Below are 17,560 nucleotides of genomic sequence, written 5' to 3'. Positions count from 1 at the left end.
GTGAGAAACAGTAACAGATGAGGTAGTACAGGAATGAAAACTCGCTTATCTTCTTGTACAGAGGCCCATCGTGTTTACAAGTTAACGAATCTAGTATATCGATTGCATTCAAAGCTCTATCTACATGTGTGTATGTTTGCTTGAATTTCTCGGTCATTATGTCGCACTGCATAGTCTGGTATCATCTAAATACTTTCTGAGACATTAACAACTTGAACATTTTAATCATAGATTTAGCTAATGAGGGGGGTATTAGGATATCCTCAAGAAAGTGTTGATGCTAGAGATATTGATTTAATACATCTACTGATGACAAATTATCAACAACAAATGGGATATTGAAGCCCTACCAAAGCCATTTTAGTTAAAGGTTTTTACATTTGGTTACTTTATGCATTCTAATCGGATTTGTGATAGGAAAAACCAGTGATATGGTTTGAATGGGGGAGTATCTAAAAAAAAACAATTTTCTCCACTGATGTCCGTCGGCTTTTCATTTAACATAAACAAAAAATCTAAGATTTAAGGGACTAGCCATGAATATGAGCATTAGACATCGACTTTACATTTTATCCTTCCTGCCAGTACTTATTGTGTCTGTTGCTTTGATGTTTGAGGCAATGACAGAAGCGAAAAGCATGAGTGCCGATCAAATTTCCAATGCCCACAAGAGCATGCTTGAAATGAAGCAAACAGAACTTCGCTCCTATTTGGAAATTGCGGATAGTGTTTTGTTACCGTTGAAGCAAGCACAAGCACCCCGTGAAGAAGTGATTTCGCTATTGCGAAACATTAAATTTGATGGTTCTGGGTACTTGTTTGGTTATGACACCAAAGGTGTCAGGCTTTTATTAGGTCAGAGTGAAACCGGCATAGGTGAGAATTTCTATTCTATGCAGGATGCAAGAGGAAACAATTTCATTCAAGAACTGATCAACAATGCGAAAGAAGATAAATTCACAACTTACTATTTTCCAAAGCCAGGTAGCACTACTCCAATCGGTAAATTGAGTTACTCGATTTATCTTCCAGAATGGGATCTTGTCATTGGTGCTGGTTTTTATATCGATGACGTAGAACAACAGTTAGTTGATATGGATAACAGAGCCACAGATAGGCTAGAAGAAAGCTTATGGACATTGATATCTATTAGTGCCGTTGTGACTCTTATTGTCATCGTCATGTCCTATTTCATGAATCGCAGCATTATGAGACCACTTGAGCTTTTTAGTCACTCTATTCGCTCTTTTGCCAGCGGAGATGCAGATTTAACGGCTCGTATGGAATCATTTAAGGCTCCTGAATTTAATAACCTAAGTAAGGACTTCAATACATTTGTTGATAGCCTTCAAGTTCTCATCAAGCAGGTTAGAACAGTAAGCCAACAGGTAGTTGAAGAAAGTGTTGCTATGAACCAACGAGCTTCGGAATCAGCGCAACTTTCATCTGGCCAGCAGAAAGAAACAGAGCAAGTCGCTACGGCTATGACTGAGATGACAACTACAGCAGAAGAAATTTCAAATAATGCTAGTCAGGCTGCTGAATCGGCAAGAACAGCCGACGACAATGTGAATGTGGCGCATAAAGTGGTTGTTGCAACAGCGAACTCTGTTTCAGGCTTATCTGAAGAGATTGCGCAGGCCAGCATTGTGATATCCAGATTAGAAGGAGATGTAAAAAACATCGCCTCATCACTGGATGTAATTCAGGAAATCGCAGAGCAAACTAATCTTCTAGCGCTAAATGCTGCGATAGAGGCAGCGAGAGCAGGTGACCAAGGACGTGGCTTTGCCGTTGTTGCGGACGAAGTTCGCAAGCTAGCAAGCCGCACACAAGATAGCACTGGAGAAATCCACGATATGATCCAGAGGTTAAAAGCGGCCTCAGATGATGCGGTGGATGTTATGGGGCGTAGTCAGAAGCGCAGTGTTGATACTGTTTCTCAAGCAAACTCGGCAACCGATGCACTTCAGCTTATTCGAGATTCTGTACAGAACATTTTAGATATGAATGCATTAATTGCGACAGCAACAAGTCAGCAAAGTGTTGTTGGACAAGAGATATCGCAGCGAGTTGTTGTTATCTCTGAGCAAAGTGAACGCTCAGCTAAACTCGCCGAAGACAATAGAGATGGAAGTCAAAACCTCGATCATAGAGTAAAAGAGCTTTATCAATTAGTTGCACGATTTAAAGCCTAAATTTTTCTTGTTTGGGCATTCTCATTTTGAGTGGAGAATGCCCCAATCCTCTCTTAAAATTCAAACCCCTTATCCGATTACTCTTATATGTCATGCATAATTATGAAAGAATAGATTGTGTTAATGCGATCTACTGACGTTAGGATTTGATTTATGGAAGAGAGTATGAAGCAAAAAACATTATTAAATAAGCTCATACATGTTTTTGATTCTTCGAAAGATGGTCTCTGGTACATGGGGTACGATAATCGGGTACAGTTTTACAATAGCCGATTTTATGAACAGTTTGAAATGCCAGTAGAAGATTCCACGCTTGATGACTGGATAAAGCTTATCCACCCACTCGATAGAGATAGTTTCTCCAAACGCGTAATTTCCCACAAAGAGGGTAATACGACACGTGTTATAAGTGAATATCGTGTGCTTACTCGCCAGGGGAGATATCTTTGGATAGAGGCAACCGGGATCATTGTTGAAGACGACGACGAAACTTACATGGTGGGATGCCACCGAGATGTATCTGAAAGTAGGCTCTTCAACGACTATCTGTCAGTTATGGTACATCATGATAGTGAAACGGGTTTGTACAATCGCCATAAATGGCTTGAAGTAACAAATGCTTGTACCAAAGAAGGTGTAGTATTTGCGGTATCGATCAGAAATATGCACAACTACATACGTCAATGGGGTGGTAGGGTCACGACGGAAGTTGTTTCAGCCTTGTCTGATTGGTTTGATTCTAGGTTGGAGGAGGTGGAACTATATCGTGTATCCCCTGAGGTTTTTGCTCTGCGCTGCCCATACCCAATTCCGTGTCTACAGGTTACTCAAATCGCAAATGAGGCGACTGATGGTCTGCTTAAAAGCGAGGATCTCGGATTTTCGATAGCGAAGAGTGATGTTGCTATCGCAGTGATAAATGAATCGGAGTTTGAGTCAACCTTGCCACTCAATATTCTAATGCAAGTCATTGATTATGCGTATAGCCATGGCGGCGTCTCTATTTATACTGAAAAAGTAAGAACAGCGGTGGACCGTTATTTTGTGATCAGTGATAGTTTAAATGAAGCAATTTCAAACGAATCTATCTATATAGCGTTGCAACCTATTGTTGACCGCAGAACCAACACTATCAGAAGTTATGAAGCCTTAGCCCGTTGGGATCACCCACTTTTAGGCCGAATCAGCCCAGCCGAGTTTATTCCTTTGGCGGAAAAGCTTGATTTAATGACGGAACTTGGTTACTTAGTGATTAAACAAGCTTGTCGATTTGTCGCCGGATACGATCGTTCACATTCCGACAGACCATCAGTCAATATCAACGTCTCTGTACTTCAATTAGCAGACAAAGACTTTCTAGAAATACTCTGTAATATTGCCAATGAACAAGGCGTTGCTTCTGATCGGATTGTACTCGAAATAACCGAATCTCATTTTCTTGACCAAGATGAAACATGCGTTGAAATGGTGAAGAAGATCAAGTCGAAGAGTTTCAAGATATCTTTGGATGATTTTGGGGCTGGTTATAGTTCTATTACCAGCTTATTTAGGCTTCCATTACACCAAATTAAGCTTGACCGCTCTCTTGTTGAAGACGCATTAACGTCGGATCCTTGCAGAAGTCTGATTAAGTACTTAGTTCATCATTGCGAAAACCAGAATATAGAGCTGGTAGCTGAAGGTGTAGAAACGGAAATCATTGAGAATCTATTGGAAGGGATAGGAGTTTATACTATGCAGGGCTTTGGATTGTATCGGCCTGAGCCCGCAGAGACTTGGCTTTAAAGGTCAATATTTTTAAATTGATTCGAAAATAGAACTATTAAAAGGGCGGTAATGCATGATATTTATTCAATACTATGTTATTTTCATAGGCATTAAGTCTCAGATTCATTATATTGTTCAAAATTAAACGAGAATTTTATGGACGAACTTACTAAAACCTTATTAAACATTCGTAGTCTTCGCGCGTTTTCGCGTGACCTGACCATAGAGCAGCTTGAAGATGCTCTGTCAAAATTATCAAGCGTTGTAAAAGAGCGTCGATATGCAGAATCTAAGCGTATTCAGGAACAAAAAGAAAAAGAAGAACGTTTGGCTGCGATAGCGAAACAAATTAGTGAGGAAGGTTTGGATTTAAAAGATTTACTTTCTACATTATCAAATAAGTCTGCAACAAAAAAAGTTCAACGCAAAGCTCGCCCTGCAAAATACAAGTATACTGACGCTTCTGGTGTGATGAAAACCTGGACAGGGCAAGGCCGGACACCAACTATCATTCAGGAAGCCTTAAATAGTGGTAGGGCATTAGACGAATTTGTCATTTAGCTGGCAATTCATCTAATCATAAAACGCATAAACATCTCTCTATATTTTGTCAGGGATGTTGGGCGGGTTCAGATTAGTAGTGACGCTTTTTGCAAAAATTTACGCTATTTGATAATACTCAATTAGGTTGTAAGCAATAGAGTGCGTAATATAATGGCACTTTAATGCTCGTTGTTACACCCCAACTCTGTTTTCAATTTTATATTATCAACAAGGCTGGGAAGTTCGAAACTTGTTAGTTCTTGTATACTGCGAATTGAAGACGTTTTTGAGCAATAGCCATCATTCCTTTCAGTACTCTGGGCCATTATAAATCCAACGGCACCTTTACGGTTATAAACGATCTTAAAGTAGGCAAAAGGAACAACATGATCTTCATCCGCTTTTGGCAACTTGTTCATTTCGGAATTAAATAATGGGCCAGTAACCACGTAGAGTGGATCTTCGTAGCTAGCAACGTCCCTGACTTTATCCTCTAGCTCTTTCCACGGGCCTTGATTCAGGTCTTCATCTTGTGGAGTGATATTACTTAAGTAGTTTGCCTCATACCAATAGCGAGAACCTGCGAAACTAGCAAGTGGTGCCTGATGGCCTCGATCAGCTTCTAATTCGCTGGAGTTTGCTCCTGTATAGTCTGATGGTTCAAGAGTCTTGCTTTCGTTAATCAATGGATCACTATTCCAGTTACGTCCCGGTGATACCCCGTAATTAATTGGATTGACTTCATAAGCTACCCAATCGGCGAACTTGGTCATTGGGTTGTTCGAAAGCGCATAGATGTGCGTGAACACGAGATCATTGGCTTTAGGGTTGGAAGGGCATCCTAGAGGGCAGTGAACAGAGAGTATTTCAGCATGAGCAGAGAGAGACAAGATACAGAGTAAACCCAGAGTATGACGAAGTTTCATAATGATTAACCTATTTTGGTATGTGAGTAAGTAAACCGCCATAAAGAATAGGATATACACAACCAGTTGCAATTGGTAAATAGGCTAAAAGTTAATCCTATGATTTTGCTCCCTGTCCCAACTGCAAAGACGATCATGCATCGGAGCTAGTAATCGGATTGGTTGCTTAAACTAATAGTAAAATTTTATAAATATGTCATTCCCAATACAGTCGTTCAGACTCATTGGGTGTCAGACCACCATTATATTGATGTGGCCTGAGTTGGCTGTAATAGCCTGTGATATATCGTGTTATGTGCTCTCTTGCTTCGCTAAAAGTGGGTAACTGTCAGATCGGGTCTGAATCAGAGATCCAATAAGAGGTCGTGATTCGTTCCGTGCCGTGTACTGCTTATTTATATGAATTGACAATAAAGTCACTCCACCAGCTCATTAATTCCTTTCGTTGCTCAAAAAAATCTGAACGGTTGTAGCTGGCGCGAGTTTCATTTTGATCTGAATGAGATAAGCATGCTTCAACAAACAGGGTGTTGAAACCTTGTTCATGTAATGCAGTAGAAGCGATTGCCCTAAGCCCATGAGCAACCAATTCACCTTTAAAATCAAGACTTCGTTTTAGAGCAGCATTCGCAGTAAAAAGACTAATGTGGCTGGAAGGATCCCTCTCTCCAGGGAAAACAAACTCATATCCTTTACTGTATGCGCGCATTTGTTTAAGAATAGCTAATGCTTCATCTGTCAATGGTACTCTGTGTTCTCTTCTACGTTTCATATCTTCTGCTGGTACATTCCAACATCGATTGTCTAGGTCAATATCTTTCCAACGAGTTCGGGCGGCTTCTCGCGGCCTTGTCATTGTGTGTAGTTGCCAAAGTAATAGCAGCTTTGTCTTATCTTGTAGCCGTTTATTATTTTTCAATCTTCTTAGCAGTTCATTAAGTGTCTCAGGGCGAATAGTTGGCATATGTTCAACTTTATGCTTTTCAAAAGCGTTGATCATTTTTGTAAGAGGGTTTGCAGCTAAGACGTCGTTTGCGACTGCAAACTCCATTATTTGATTTAAGCTCTGGCATATTCTTTTTATTGTCGACAACTTTCCATCTTTCTCTAATGGTCTAAGAACTGTAATTGCGTCTCTTCGCGAAATTTGGTTAATAGGGTAGGAACCAAGCTGAGGAAGAATATATTTTTCCAGAGTTCGCCAAATCCTTTCTCCGTGAAATTGTTCTACAGTTTTTCGTTTTCTTTCGAACCACATTTGAGAAATAGAGAGGAAAGTATTCTCATGCTCAAGTTGTTCGTCTCTCTTCTTTTTTTCTTTGGCTGTCTTAGGGTCTATGCCTTCCGCCAATTGCCTTCTATATTCGGCCGCTTCTAACTTGGCGCGTGCTAATCCTAGTGACGGGTATGTTCCCATAGGAATCTTGGTAACTTTCTTTGTTACAGGGTGACGATATTTAAATTGCCATGCTTTGGTACCTGAGCCTTGTTCCGAGCGTCTAGGACGAATTCTTAACTGTAAACATTCTTCTACCGTGAATGTGTATTCTTTTTCTTTGACCTCAAGATTCTTAATAGTTGTATCGGTAATTCGTTTCGCCATATACATTTCTTTCAATAGATTGAAGAGTGGAGAACATTGTACAGAAAACTCTCACTGTGGGGTATCCTGTGGGGTATCATAATCGTGAATTTTAGTGAGATCGTATGGGACGTCAGAAAATGGATGTGTTGTTTAACTATTTGTTTATGAATAATTTATTGGGTTTTCTGGGAGGTGGTGGAATCTCAATCCGATGGTCCTGGAAACCATTGAATTGAGTTGTTAACCATTTGAAATGTAAACCTTTATATCTAGTGGGTGCTGTTAAGTATTTCTCAGGTTCGTTGAGCCTGAACCTGTCAGCACTGATCATTGCAGCGATCTTACCATTTTAGCAGCCGTTTACCTAACTGGGGTTGGGTAAATCACGCTCATTTGACAAGGTATACATCAACATATTCATGCTTAGCGTCTATTTCAGCCCTTGCGGCTTGCGTATTCCTGTGGTGTACACCCAAACAAAGACTTAAATGCCGAGATAAAACTGCTGACGCTTTGATAGCCGAGCTGGTGGGCGACGGTGGTTGTATTGGCGCCATTGACGATATGCTCCAGAGAATTCATCAGTCGAAAGCGACTGCGCCACTGACGGTAAGTCAGGCCAGTTTCAGCTTTGAACAGTCGCTCAATGGTTCGCACACTGGCCCCCACTCTGCGTGACAGTACGTCCAAAGGTTCGTTCTGCGCGGCATGGTTAACTATGTGGCTGATGAGCTTTTTCAAGCGCGGATCGTCACCGGAGGAGATGAACAGTTGCAATGGCTCCAGAGCATCAAGTTCATCCAAGGCGACCAACCCCAGACGCTGAATCCGTTCTTTAGAAAGGTGATTTGCACTTTCCGTCAACTTCAATACGATTTCTCGCATCAACGGACTCATTTTCAACATGATGACCGCTTTTTCATTCTCTCGAATCGCAAATGACGGGTCGATATAGATGTTGCGTGTCTGCGCCGCAGTTTCACTGCTGACCTGATGCAGTAATCCCCCCGGAATCCAGACTGCGTGTGTTGAAGGCACGACCCACACTGCGTGCTCACTGGTGACGCGCAGAATGCCTTTGGCTGCCCATAATAACTGACCACGGGGATGTGAGTGAGGAACGATGCCTGATTCAGCCTGCATGCTGCGGGTATGAGTCAGTACCGGCTGAGAAGCATCCAAAGTGAATGCCACTTCGCTGGGCGTTTGCATTGTCGTTTCAGGAATATGGTTTGGCATATGAGGTTCTTAAAACGTCACGGAATGTCGGGTATCTTAAAGCTCTGTTCACGTTGTATGCAATCTTTCTTTGACTGTGGAGTCAGTCGCTATGATGAATAAATTAAGTGCCAAACCGGTTATTGTTGTTTCCGCGATGATGCTCGCAGCCGTATTGGCGGTGTATCCGTTTGCCGGGCAATCGGCCAACTTTTCGCAAAGCGCCGCGGTGGTGTTGATTACTCTCGTGTTCTGGAGCACGGGATTGTTTCCGCCATTTCTGACCGGGCTGCTGTTTTTTGCTCTGGCTACGGTGTTTCATCTGATTGAGCCATCTGCGTTATTTGCCGGATTCGGCTCAACGGCGGTATGGCTGATTATTTCTGGTTTTGTAATTGGGTCAGCGATATCCGTCTCTGGGCTCGGCAAGCGTCTGGCATCATTCATTGCGCCACATTTGACGAGCAGTTACCCGCGCTTAATCGGTGGTTTGGTATTCACTTCCGCCTTGCTGGGGTTTGTGATGCCCTCGTCGGTCGGCCGCGCGGTGGTGTTGATTCCGATCGGCATGGCACTGGCCGATGCGGTTGGGTTTGCCAAAGGCAGCAATGGGCGATTGGGGATCGCGACGTCTCTGGCTATCGCCTGTAACATGCCGAGTTTTGCGGTGCTGCCAGCCAATATTCCCAACATGATTCTTGCTGGGGCCAGTGAAACACTGTTCGATATTCATTTTGGTTACACTGAATATTTGTTGCTGCATTTTCCTGTGCTTGGGATTGTGAAGTCTATTTTGTTGGTTTGGTTGGTGGTGCGAATTTTCCCTGCGCAGATTGATCCATCTTTTCTGCTGACAGCGGCGCAGACGGAGGAATTCCCCTCAAATTATGCGATGCAAAAGAAAGTCTCAGTTCTTCTCGCGATCACGTTGTTGTTCTGGATGACAGACACGATTCATGGCGTGAACCCGGCTTGGGTTGGGCTGGTCACTGCCATTTTATTACTACTGCCAAAATGGGGCGTGGTAGAACCAAAGGCGTTCAATAGCTCGGTAGACTTTGGCACCGTAGTATTTGTTGCATCCGCACTTGGCCTTGGTGCGCTGGTCAATGGTTCCGGCTTGGGGGCAGAGATGGGGCAGATGTTCAGCCATATGTTGCCTTCTGATCCAAATACGCCGTTTCTCAGCTATATGGCGCTGTCGATGATTTCAACCTTAACCGGATTAGTCGCAACGATTCCTGGTGTACCGACGGTGTTGACCCCAATGGCCGCTGATTTCGCTAATGCGACAGGCTTTTCAATACCTGCGGTACTGATGACTCAGGTGATCGGCTTCTCGACGGTAATCTTCCCTTATCAGGTTGGGCCATTAATTGTCGCTATGCAGCTTTCTCAAGAACCTTTATCTAAACTGGTGAAAGTGACACTTCCGCTCGCTGCGGTCACCATTATTGTACTGATGCCACTGGATTACCTGTGGTGGAATCTGTTGGGTTGGATCCAATAATTTCGCCGACTATGGCGGTATGTGTGACGGTTTATGGCATGGAATTCCGTGCCAGAGGCGACAATACCGCCGATCCTTGCTTATGTTTGATAAATTGACACTAATCACTCCTAATCCTCTGTATAGCGACTAAATTAGTAATGACTAAATTTAACGTCGCGTTTAAACAGCGCCGCCATTAAGAAGCATCGGCCCTCCGTAGAGGGGAATGCAGTTCGTACCAACAAGGGACGGGTTGGTATTGCGGCAGGGATAGCTCGTATTTGATAGGAGTTTCAGGATGTTTGATGTGTCGTCATCCAAACCGACGCTGTTAGTAATCGATGATATCCCAGAGAATCTGACGCTGATGTATCAGTTACTCAAAGAGGATTACAAGGTCAAAGGGGCGAACAGTGGTTTACGCGGTATCAGTATTGCGGAAGCGGCAAGCCCGGATCTGATTCTGCTCGATATTATGATGCCTGAAATGGATGGGTTCGAGGTGTGTGAGCGTCTGAAATCGAACCCGGCGACTGCGCATATTCCGGTGATTTTCCTCACCGCCAAATCTGAAAAATTCGATGAGTGTCGAGGCTTGCAACTGGGCGCGGTAGATTACATCACCAAACCAATCAACCCCGATATAGTGAAAGCTCGCGTTAATGCGCATGTTTCGCTCAAATTGGCTAAAGATCTGCTTCACGGTGAAAAGCAGGCGCTGGAGAAAGAAGTCGAACGTCGCACGCTTGAGCTGGTGCGCCAGCGTGAAGAGCTGCATGCGATTCAGGACGTTGCGTTCTACGCTATGGTGTCGCTGGCCGAGACCCGCGACAATGAAACTGGTAACCATATTCGCCGCACACAAACATACATCAAACTGCTCGCCGAGAATCTGCGCAAAAATCCGCGCTATGCGTTGCAACTCGACGATCGCACCATCGATTTACTCTACAAATCGGCCCCTTTACACGACATCGGTAAAATTGGTATTTCCGACACTATCTTGCTTAAAGAGGGCAAGTTGACGGAAGAAGAGTTTGAAATCATGAAAACTCACACCACGATTGGTTATGAAGCGATCCAGAAAGCCGAAGTCGTCACCGGAAAATCGATTGAGTTTCTGCGCTACGCCAAGGAAATAGCCTATTCGCATCATGAACACTGGGATGGCCGGGGTTATCCGCGCGGCTTGTCCGGCACCGATATTCCTCTGGCGGCACGTCTGATGGCGGTTGCCGATGTGTATGACGCGCTGATCAGCAAACGTGTCTATAAACCTGCTTTCACCCATCAGGATGCGGTGCAGTTGGTCTTGGATGGTAAAGGAACACATTTTGATCCGGATATTGTCGATGTTTTTGTCGACATTGCCGATGAGCTATATGAAGTCGCGCTTCGTTACGCGAATTAATCTTTGTCGTATTGCTGCCAATAACGTGGAATAACAATGAAATCAAACACGATCAGTACACAAGCCTGGGTATGGCGTTCTATGGTCAAGACCGGGATCATTCCGCTGATTCTGGTGGAGTCGGTGCTTATAGCTGTCTATCTGTTGAGTAACCATTTCATCAGTGCCGACAACATGAGCTACATCAATCGGCAGGTCAATACCGAGCTGGAGAGGTCTTCAAAGCGAGAGACTGAAATCATCGGTGAAAAGCTGAAAAACATCGCCAGCCTGACGGCGTTATACAGCCACGAAACTGAGCGCGCTTTTGCATCTCCTGTCAGCGAAATCGACACTGAAAAAGCCAATATTCAACTCAGCGACAATGGGGTGCTGTATTCATTGCGCGATGAGGGTGGGGCCGCGTCGTATTATTCCGGTTTGACGAAAAACAAACAGATGGAAAAGGTCTATCAACTGGCGACCTTGGATCCGCTGATGAAACAGATTAAAGAGAACAACGATCTGGTGGCGGCGGTTTATTTCAACAGCTGGGACTCATACAACCGCATTTATCCTTGGTTCTCGACGTTAGAGCAGTATCCGCCGGACATGAATATTCCGGATTACAACTTCTACTATCTGGCGACCTACCCACACAACCCGCAGAAAAAAGTGGTGTGGACGGATGTTTATATTGATCCCGCAGGTCAGGGTTGGATGGCGTCGTCGATCGCACCTGTTTATTTCCGCGGCTTTCTTGAAGGTGTGGTAGGTCTGGATATTACTGTCAGCGCCATTGTTGAGAGTATTCAGAATCTGGCGGTGCCGTGGAATGGCTACGCAGTATTGGCGAGCAACACCGGGAATATCATGGCACTGCCGCCACAAGGCGAGCGGGACTTCGGTGTTAAAGAATTAACCGATCACCACTATCAGCAAGCGATTTCGGAAGAAGTGTTCAAGCCGGAGCAGTTTAACCTTCACAAACGTCCGGATACGGCGGTACTCAGCCAGCAACTCAGTCATCAGGAGCACGGGATTACCCAAATGACGCTGGGCGGAGAGAACAAGTTGGTTGCCTGGGCCACGATTCCCGAAACCAAGTGGCAATTGCTGATGATCGTTGATGAAAGCAAGATGTTTGCGGAATCTCGCCTGCTGGAAACCAAGTACCAGAATATCGGTTATGTGCTGATTCTGGGGTTGATTGGCTTCTATTCGCTGTTCCTGATCTTCATCTGGCTGTCGTCGAAGAAGATGAGTCAGGCTATCGCTCAGCCATTGGCACAGATTCAGGATATGGTGCACAAGGTCAGTATCGGTGACTTCAATGTGTCTCACGGTGGCTATAGGCTGAAAGAGCTGGATGAAACCGCCAACTCGGTCATGCTGATGGGGGACAAACTCGATAAGTTGACGGGCGCGTTGAAAGACGCCAAGTTGCAGGCGGAAAATGCTAACTTGGCGAAAAGTCAGTTTATCTCCAATGTCAGTCATGAAATTCGCACGCCGATGAACTCCATTCTGGGCATGTCGCATCTGCTGATGAGTTCCAGCCTCACCGACGAGCAGCGTAACCATCTGATCACGATTGATAAATCAGGCAAACACCTGTTGTCACTGATCAACGATATTCTCGACATGTCGAAAATTGATGCGGGTAAAGTAGAGATTGAGCAAATCCCGTTTGATATCAAATCGGTAGTTTACGATGTGCATGACATTTTCGATTACAAAGCGAAAAAACATGGCGTAAAACTGCATGTGGATATGAACGGAACACTGCCGCCGCTGGTGGGGGATCCACTCAGGATCAAACAGATCATGCTTAACTTTGTCAGCAATGCGATTAAGTTCTCCGAACAGGGCGAGGTGACCATGCGCTTGCGAGGTGAAGCAAGTTCGGAATCGGTCATGGCGCTCCACTTCAGTGTACAAGACAACGGAATTGGCCTGAGCGAGGAAGAGCAACTCAAAGTGTTTGATAACTTCCAGCAAGCGGATTCTTCGACAACGCGCAAGTATGGAGGGACAGGGCTTGGTCTGGCAATTTGCAAACGTATAGCACACCTGATGGGGGGAGAAGTCGGTGTGGAAAGTCGTCCGGGCGAAGGCAGCACCTTCTGGCTGGCGTTAGAGCTGAGTATCGATACCACGCAGAGTGTTACGCTCACCCAACGTGAAGAAGCACAGGACTCGCACGATATGTTGGTCGAGCCGAGTCAGGAGAGTTGCGAAGAACTGGATTTTTCCGTGCTGGAGTTCAAGTTACAGCATTTGTATGAACTGCTCGAAGAGAATGATCTCGAAGCAGAGTATTACTATACCCAACATAAGTCCTGTTTTGATAAGGCTAACTCTGCGCTCAGTTCACAACTAGAAATCTGTGTTTCTGCCTATGACTTTGAAGGCGCATTGCTGGTAGCGAAAGAATTTCGCGAGTTTCTGCTTGAGCGGATAAAAGAGACCACATGATACCTGCAGTGATGTACTCGCGTATCAGTAACTTCCATCTGCACTTGATCTGTGAACGTCTGGAATCGGGTCAGAATTGGTCGGGTTATCGTGGTTATCGGGATGAAGAGATGCAGAAATGGCCGCTGAAGAAGCGGATGCCATTGTGCCGAGCAAATTGATTGAAGTGGCGTTTACCAACAGCGACAAATCGGTACATATTGCACAGGGCGAAACGGTGCACGCTGCCGCGGCCAGAGCGGGGTTGACCATTCCTAAAGCGTGTAGCATGGGGATTTGTGGTACTTGCAAAGTCAATAAAGTCAGCGGCAACGTGGAGATGCTGCACAACGGCGGCATTACTGATGAAGACGTGGCGGAGGGGTATATCCTTTCCTGCTGTAGTATTACAACCGAAAACGTGATTGTTGAATACCGAGCTAGCGGCCATTGATTCCACCCGGTTATTGAACGATGACCGGGTGTTTCATTAATGGAATGTTAGTTTAATCTTATGGTTAGTGGTGCATATAATGCATGAACAGCCTGTAAAGAACGTTAATGTGCGGGCATCAGCTGCGAATATACGTCAAAAATAAACCTTTGATAAAATATGGTTTTCTTGACCGAACGCAAAGTGAGGAGTAGTTTGCTGCCAACTGTGTTTTAACACAGCTCCCACTTTACACATTAAGCCATTGCTCTGGGTATCAACAACGTTGCCACTTGCCATGCTTATCGTGAAAGTCAGTCAGCCAATAATAAGAATCATGTTAGAAAAAACCGCCACTACGACCACTCAGAGTGCTAAATCTGAGGGGGTGGGTCACGTTTATCGTCAGCGTTTCGATTGCGAAATGGGGCTGATTCTTGAGCACGATCCTCTCGCCATCGAAGAACCATTGCAGATCAGTGTGCAATGGCAAGACACTGCGACTCAAATTCTGCATACGCAAGAATGGAGCATGACGATGCGCACGCCCGGAGATGATGTGCATTTGATTCGAGGCTTGTTGTTGTCACAACAAATCGTGGATTCACTGGATCAGATACTCAACATCGAAATTGCCGATGAGGAAGCGTGTAATGCCGACAACCATTGGCTCGTCACGCTGAATCATCAACAAGCCATGCGCATTCAAGGTCAGGAACGCCGTTATGTGAGTCAGTCCAGCTGCGGAATTTGCGGACTAACCTCGATTAAGGCATTGGCGCTGCATCGGGAAATTCGCGTAGATAGTGAAACGGATTGGCTAACTTCAGACACAGTGATGCACCTGCCGGCTATGCTTGCTTCGCGTCAGCCTCTGTTTGCTGAAACCGGGGCTGTGCATGGCGCAGGTTACTTTGCGGGCGGAGAGTTTATTGCGGCGGAGGAAGATGTGGGGCGCCACAACGCCGTCGATAAGTTGATTGGGAGAGTGGTCAGTGAACAACGCTGGCATCCACAAGGGGTATTGATCCTCAGCGGGCGTGTCAGCTTTGAACTTATGCAAAAGGCGGCGATCGCGCATATTCCGGTGGTCGTTGCTGTTGGCGCACCATCAAAACTGGCGGTTGATATGGCGCGCCAGTTTGACATTACGCTTATCGGTTTTACCAAACGTCAGCAGTTTAATATTTACCACGGTCGTTCGCGTTTGCAGTCAGTGAGAAAGTGAGAAGAATAAAATGAGTATTAAAGAATATACCGGGTCAGCGGGTGGCTGGGGCGCACTGAAAAGCACCGCGCATCATCTGTTCAAAAGTAATAACGTTGCCAAAAACATTTCAAACCTATTGAGAACCAACCAGGATCACGGTTTTGACTGTCCGGGCTGTGCCTGGGGTGAAAAACATGTCCCGGGACGCTTCCGTTTCTGCGAAAACGGCGCAAAAGCGGTGAACTGGGAAGCGACAGCCCGTCGCGTTGGTGGTGAGTTTTTCCAACAGTATTCGGTCAGTTGGCTGAACAAGCAAAGCGACTATTTTCTCGAATACCAGGGCCGTTTAGCCGAGCCCGTACGCTACAACGCAGAGACGGACCATTACGAGCCGATCAACTGGGATGACGCCTTTGCACTGATTGCCAGACACCTGAACCAACTGGACAATCCGAATCAGGCCGAATTTTACACCTCCGGCCGAGCCAGTAACGAAGCGGCATTTCTCTATCAGTTGTTTGCCCGCCGTTTTGGCACCAATAACTTTCCAGATTGCTCCAACATGTGTCACGAAGCCACCAGTGTTGCGTTATCACGCACAATCGGGATTGGTAAAGGCACCGTGACGATTGACGATTTTGAAGAAGCTGATGCGATTTTCCTGTTTGGTCAGAACCCGGGCACCAACCACCCACGTATGCTGGAAACCTTGGCGTCGGCTTACAAACGTGGCGCGCGCGTGGTGGCGTTCAACAACCTGAAAGAGCGTGGATTGGAACGCTTTACCAACCCGCAGAACCCATTTGAAATGCTCAGCAATGGTTCAACGCCAACAACCAGTGACTATTTCATGCCCAAACTTGGTGGTGACATGGCGGCGGTGCGTGGTCTGGTCAAAATTTTGCTGGGTCGTCACGAAGAAGCTCAAGCGCGCGGCGAATCAGTGTTTGATTTGGCGTTTATCGAACAACACACCGAAGGACTGGATGCGTATCTGGAGTTAGTGCGTGTAACGCCTTGGGAACACATCGAACAACAATCGGGCCTCAGCCAGGCTGAACTGACGCAAGCAGCGGATATTTATCAAAACGCCAATCGCGTTATCGTCACTTGGGCGATGGGCGTGACACAGCATAAACACTCGGTAGCAACGATTCAGGAACTGGTGAACTTACAGCTACTGTTTGGTCAGGTGGGTAAAGACGGTGCCGGCTTGTGTCCGGTACGTGGTCACTCCAACGTGCAGGGTGACCGCACGGTGGGCATCAATGAAAAACCGCCAGCCGCGCTGCTGGAAAATATTGAAAAAGCACTTGGCTTTATTCCTCCAAAAGAACACGGACACAACGTCGTCAATGCACTGCAGGCAATGAGTCGCGGTGAAAGCAAAGTGTTTATCGGCCTGGGTGGCAACTTGGTTGCTGCCGCGCCGGATACTGAGCTGGTGGCTAAAGCGATGCGCAATTGCGAGCTCACCGTAAACATCGCAACCAAGCTAAACCGCAGTCATGTGAATCCGGGTAAAGATTCGCTGATCCTCCCGTGTTTGGGTCGTACTGATGTCGATATGCAAGCGTCGGGACCACAGAAAGTGACTGTGGAAGATTCATTTTCCATGGTGCACGCATCATCAGGCCGCGTCGACATGACCGGTGAACAGATGCGCTCGGAACCAGCCATCATTGCCGGCATGGCAAAAGCAACACTGGGCGAAAACAACCCGGTTAACTGGCAGTCGATGGCAGATAACTACGACAACATTCGCGATTTGATTGAAAAGATCATTCCGGGATTCACAAACTTTAACCACCGAATTGAAGGTCCGGGAGGCTTTTACTTAGGTAACTCAGCGCGTGATTTGAACTGGAAAACGGCGAGCGGCAAAGCACAAATCAGCTGCAACGCACTGCCTCAGTCAATCATTCCGGTAGAAACGGAGCAGATGACCAAAAAGCCAGTATTTGTGCTGCAAACCATGCGTTCTCACGACCAGTACAACACCACGGTTTACGGTTTTGATGATCGCTATCGCGGCGTATTTGGTGAACGAAACGTGATTTTCATGAACGCCAAAGATATTGATAAACAAGGTCTGCAAGCGGGCGATCTAGTGGACATCGAAACATTGTGGACTGATGATGTGAAGCGTCAGATAATCGGATTTAAAATCGTGGCGTTTGACATTCCTAAAGGCAACGTCGCCGTGTATTTCCCGGAAGCCAACGCGTTGATTCCACTGGGCAGTAAAGGGGATTTGAGCGATACGCCAACGTCGAAGTCGATTGCGGTGGTCATCACCCCGACACAAGTCGCGCCGTTACTTGTAAAAGCCCAATAGTCA

General features: G+C 45.7%; 13 protein-coding genes and 1 pseudogene. 10 read left to right on the top strand and 4 right to left on the bottom strand.

Annotated elements, in window-relative coordinates:
* Window positions 1-536: 536 nt before the first annotated feature.
* The 3 genes from DYA43_RS21680 to DYA43_RS21670 all read left to right on the top strand — a co-directional run bounded on the left by DYA43_RS21680 (window position 537) and on the right by DYA43_RS21670 (window position 4,526).
* Window positions 537-2,198: a methyl-accepting chemotaxis protein gene (locus DYA43_RS21680; RefSeq protein ID WP_061055663.1), complete on the top strand. Its 1,662-nt coding sequence runs from the start codon at window positions 537-539 to the stop codon at window positions 2,196-2,198.
* Between the two features lie 165 nt (window positions 2,199-2,363).
* Window positions 2,364-3,983 (top strand): sensor domain-containing phosphodiesterase, encoded by a 1,620-nt coding sequence (locus DYA43_RS21675; protein WP_172465308.1) that lies wholly within the window; start codon window positions 2,364-2,366, stop codon window positions 3,981-3,983.
* 138 nt (window positions 3,984-4,121) lie between these two features.
* Window positions 4,122-4,526, top strand: coding sequence for an H-NS family histone-like protein (locus tag DYA43_RS21670; RefSeq protein ID WP_061055661.1), 405 nt, complete (start codon window positions 4,122-4,124; stop codon window positions 4,524-4,526).
* Between the two features lie 161 nt (window positions 4,527-4,687).
* On the opposite strand, the gene DYA43_RS21665 is transcribed toward DYA43_RS21670, so the two are convergent.
* The 4 genes and pseudogenes from DYA43_RS21665 to DYA43_RS21650 form a co-directional block, all read right to left on the bottom strand.
* A complete protein-coding gene (locus tag DYA43_RS21665) occupies window positions 4,688-5,434 on the bottom strand; it encodes a DNA/RNA non-specific endonuclease (RefSeq protein WP_061056076.1) in 747 nt (248 codons plus the stop codon).
* Window positions 5,435-5,630: 196 nt separating this feature from the next.
* Window positions 5,631-5,753, bottom strand: a pseudogene (locus tag DYA43_RS21660) (IS3 family transposase); the annotation flags it as partial.
* Between the two features lie 72 nt (window positions 5,754-5,825).
* Complete coding sequence (locus tag DYA43_RS21655) at window positions 5,826-7,037, bottom strand: tyrosine-type recombinase/integrase (protein WP_061055660.1); 1,212 nt, start codon at window positions 7,035-7,037, stop codon at window positions 5,826-5,828.
* A 417-nt stretch (window positions 7,038-7,454) separates the two neighbouring features.
* Entirely contained in the window at window positions 7,455-8,258 is an 804-nt protein-coding gene (locus DYA43_RS21650) for an AraC family transcriptional regulator (protein WP_061055659.1), read from the bottom strand.
* A 91-nt stretch (window positions 8,259-8,349) separates the two neighbouring features.
* Between DYA43_RS21650 and DYA43_RS21645 the strand changes: the two genes are divergently transcribed.
* The 7 genes from DYA43_RS21645 (at window position 8,350) to DYA43_RS21620 (ending at window position 17,557) form a co-directional block, all read left to right on the top strand.
* Window positions 8,350-9,747, top strand: a complete 1,398-nt coding sequence (locus tag DYA43_RS21645; protein ID WP_061055658.1) for an SLC13 family permease — start codon at window positions 8,350-8,352, stop codon at window positions 9,745-9,747.
* Between the two features lie 280 nt (window positions 9,748-10,027).
* A complete protein-coding gene (locus DYA43_RS21640; protein WP_055453415.1) occupies window positions 10,028-11,140 on the top strand; it encodes a response regulator in 1,113 nt (370 codons plus the stop codon).
* A 36-nt stretch (window positions 11,141-11,176) separates the two neighbouring features.
* Window positions 11,177-13,597 carry a sensor histidine kinase gene (locus DYA43_RS21635; protein WP_061055657.1) on the top strand — a complete coding sequence of 807 codons (2,421 nt, stop codon included), beginning with the start codon at window positions 11,177-11,179 and terminating at the stop codon, window positions 13,595-13,597.
* Entirely contained in the window at window positions 13,594-13,758 is a 165-nt protein-coding gene (locus DYA43_RS23005) for a hypothetical protein (RefSeq protein WP_155724447.1), read from the top strand. The genes DYA43_RS21635 and DYA43_RS23005 overlap by 4 nt, the downstream gene beginning before the upstream one ends.
* Complete coding sequence (locus DYA43_RS21630) at window positions 13,716-14,030, top strand: 2Fe-2S iron-sulfur cluster-binding protein (RefSeq protein WP_061055656.1); 315 nt, start codon at window positions 13,716-13,718, stop codon at window positions 14,028-14,030. Before DYA43_RS23005 ends, DYA43_RS21630 begins: the two co-directional genes overlap by 43 nt.
* A gap of 316 nt (window positions 14,031-14,346) precedes the next feature.
* A complete protein-coding gene (locus DYA43_RS21625; RefSeq protein ID WP_061055655.1) occupies window positions 14,347-15,237 on the top strand; it encodes a formate dehydrogenase accessory sulfurtransferase FdhD in 891 nt (296 codons plus the stop codon).
* Between the two features lie 10 nt (window positions 15,238-15,247).
* Window positions 15,248-17,557, top strand: a complete 2,310-nt coding sequence (locus DYA43_RS21620) for an FdhF/YdeP family oxidoreductase (protein ID WP_061055654.1) — start codon at window positions 15,248-15,250, stop codon at window positions 17,555-17,557.
* The last annotated feature ends 3 nt before the right edge of the window (window positions 17,558-17,560 follow it).

Source organism: Vibrio fluvialis, from assembly GCF_900460245.1.
GTDB lineage: Bacteria > Pseudomonadota > Gammaproteobacteria > Enterobacterales > Vibrionaceae > Vibrio > Vibrio fluvialis.
This window is presented reverse-complemented; position numbering and strand designations above follow the sequence as displayed.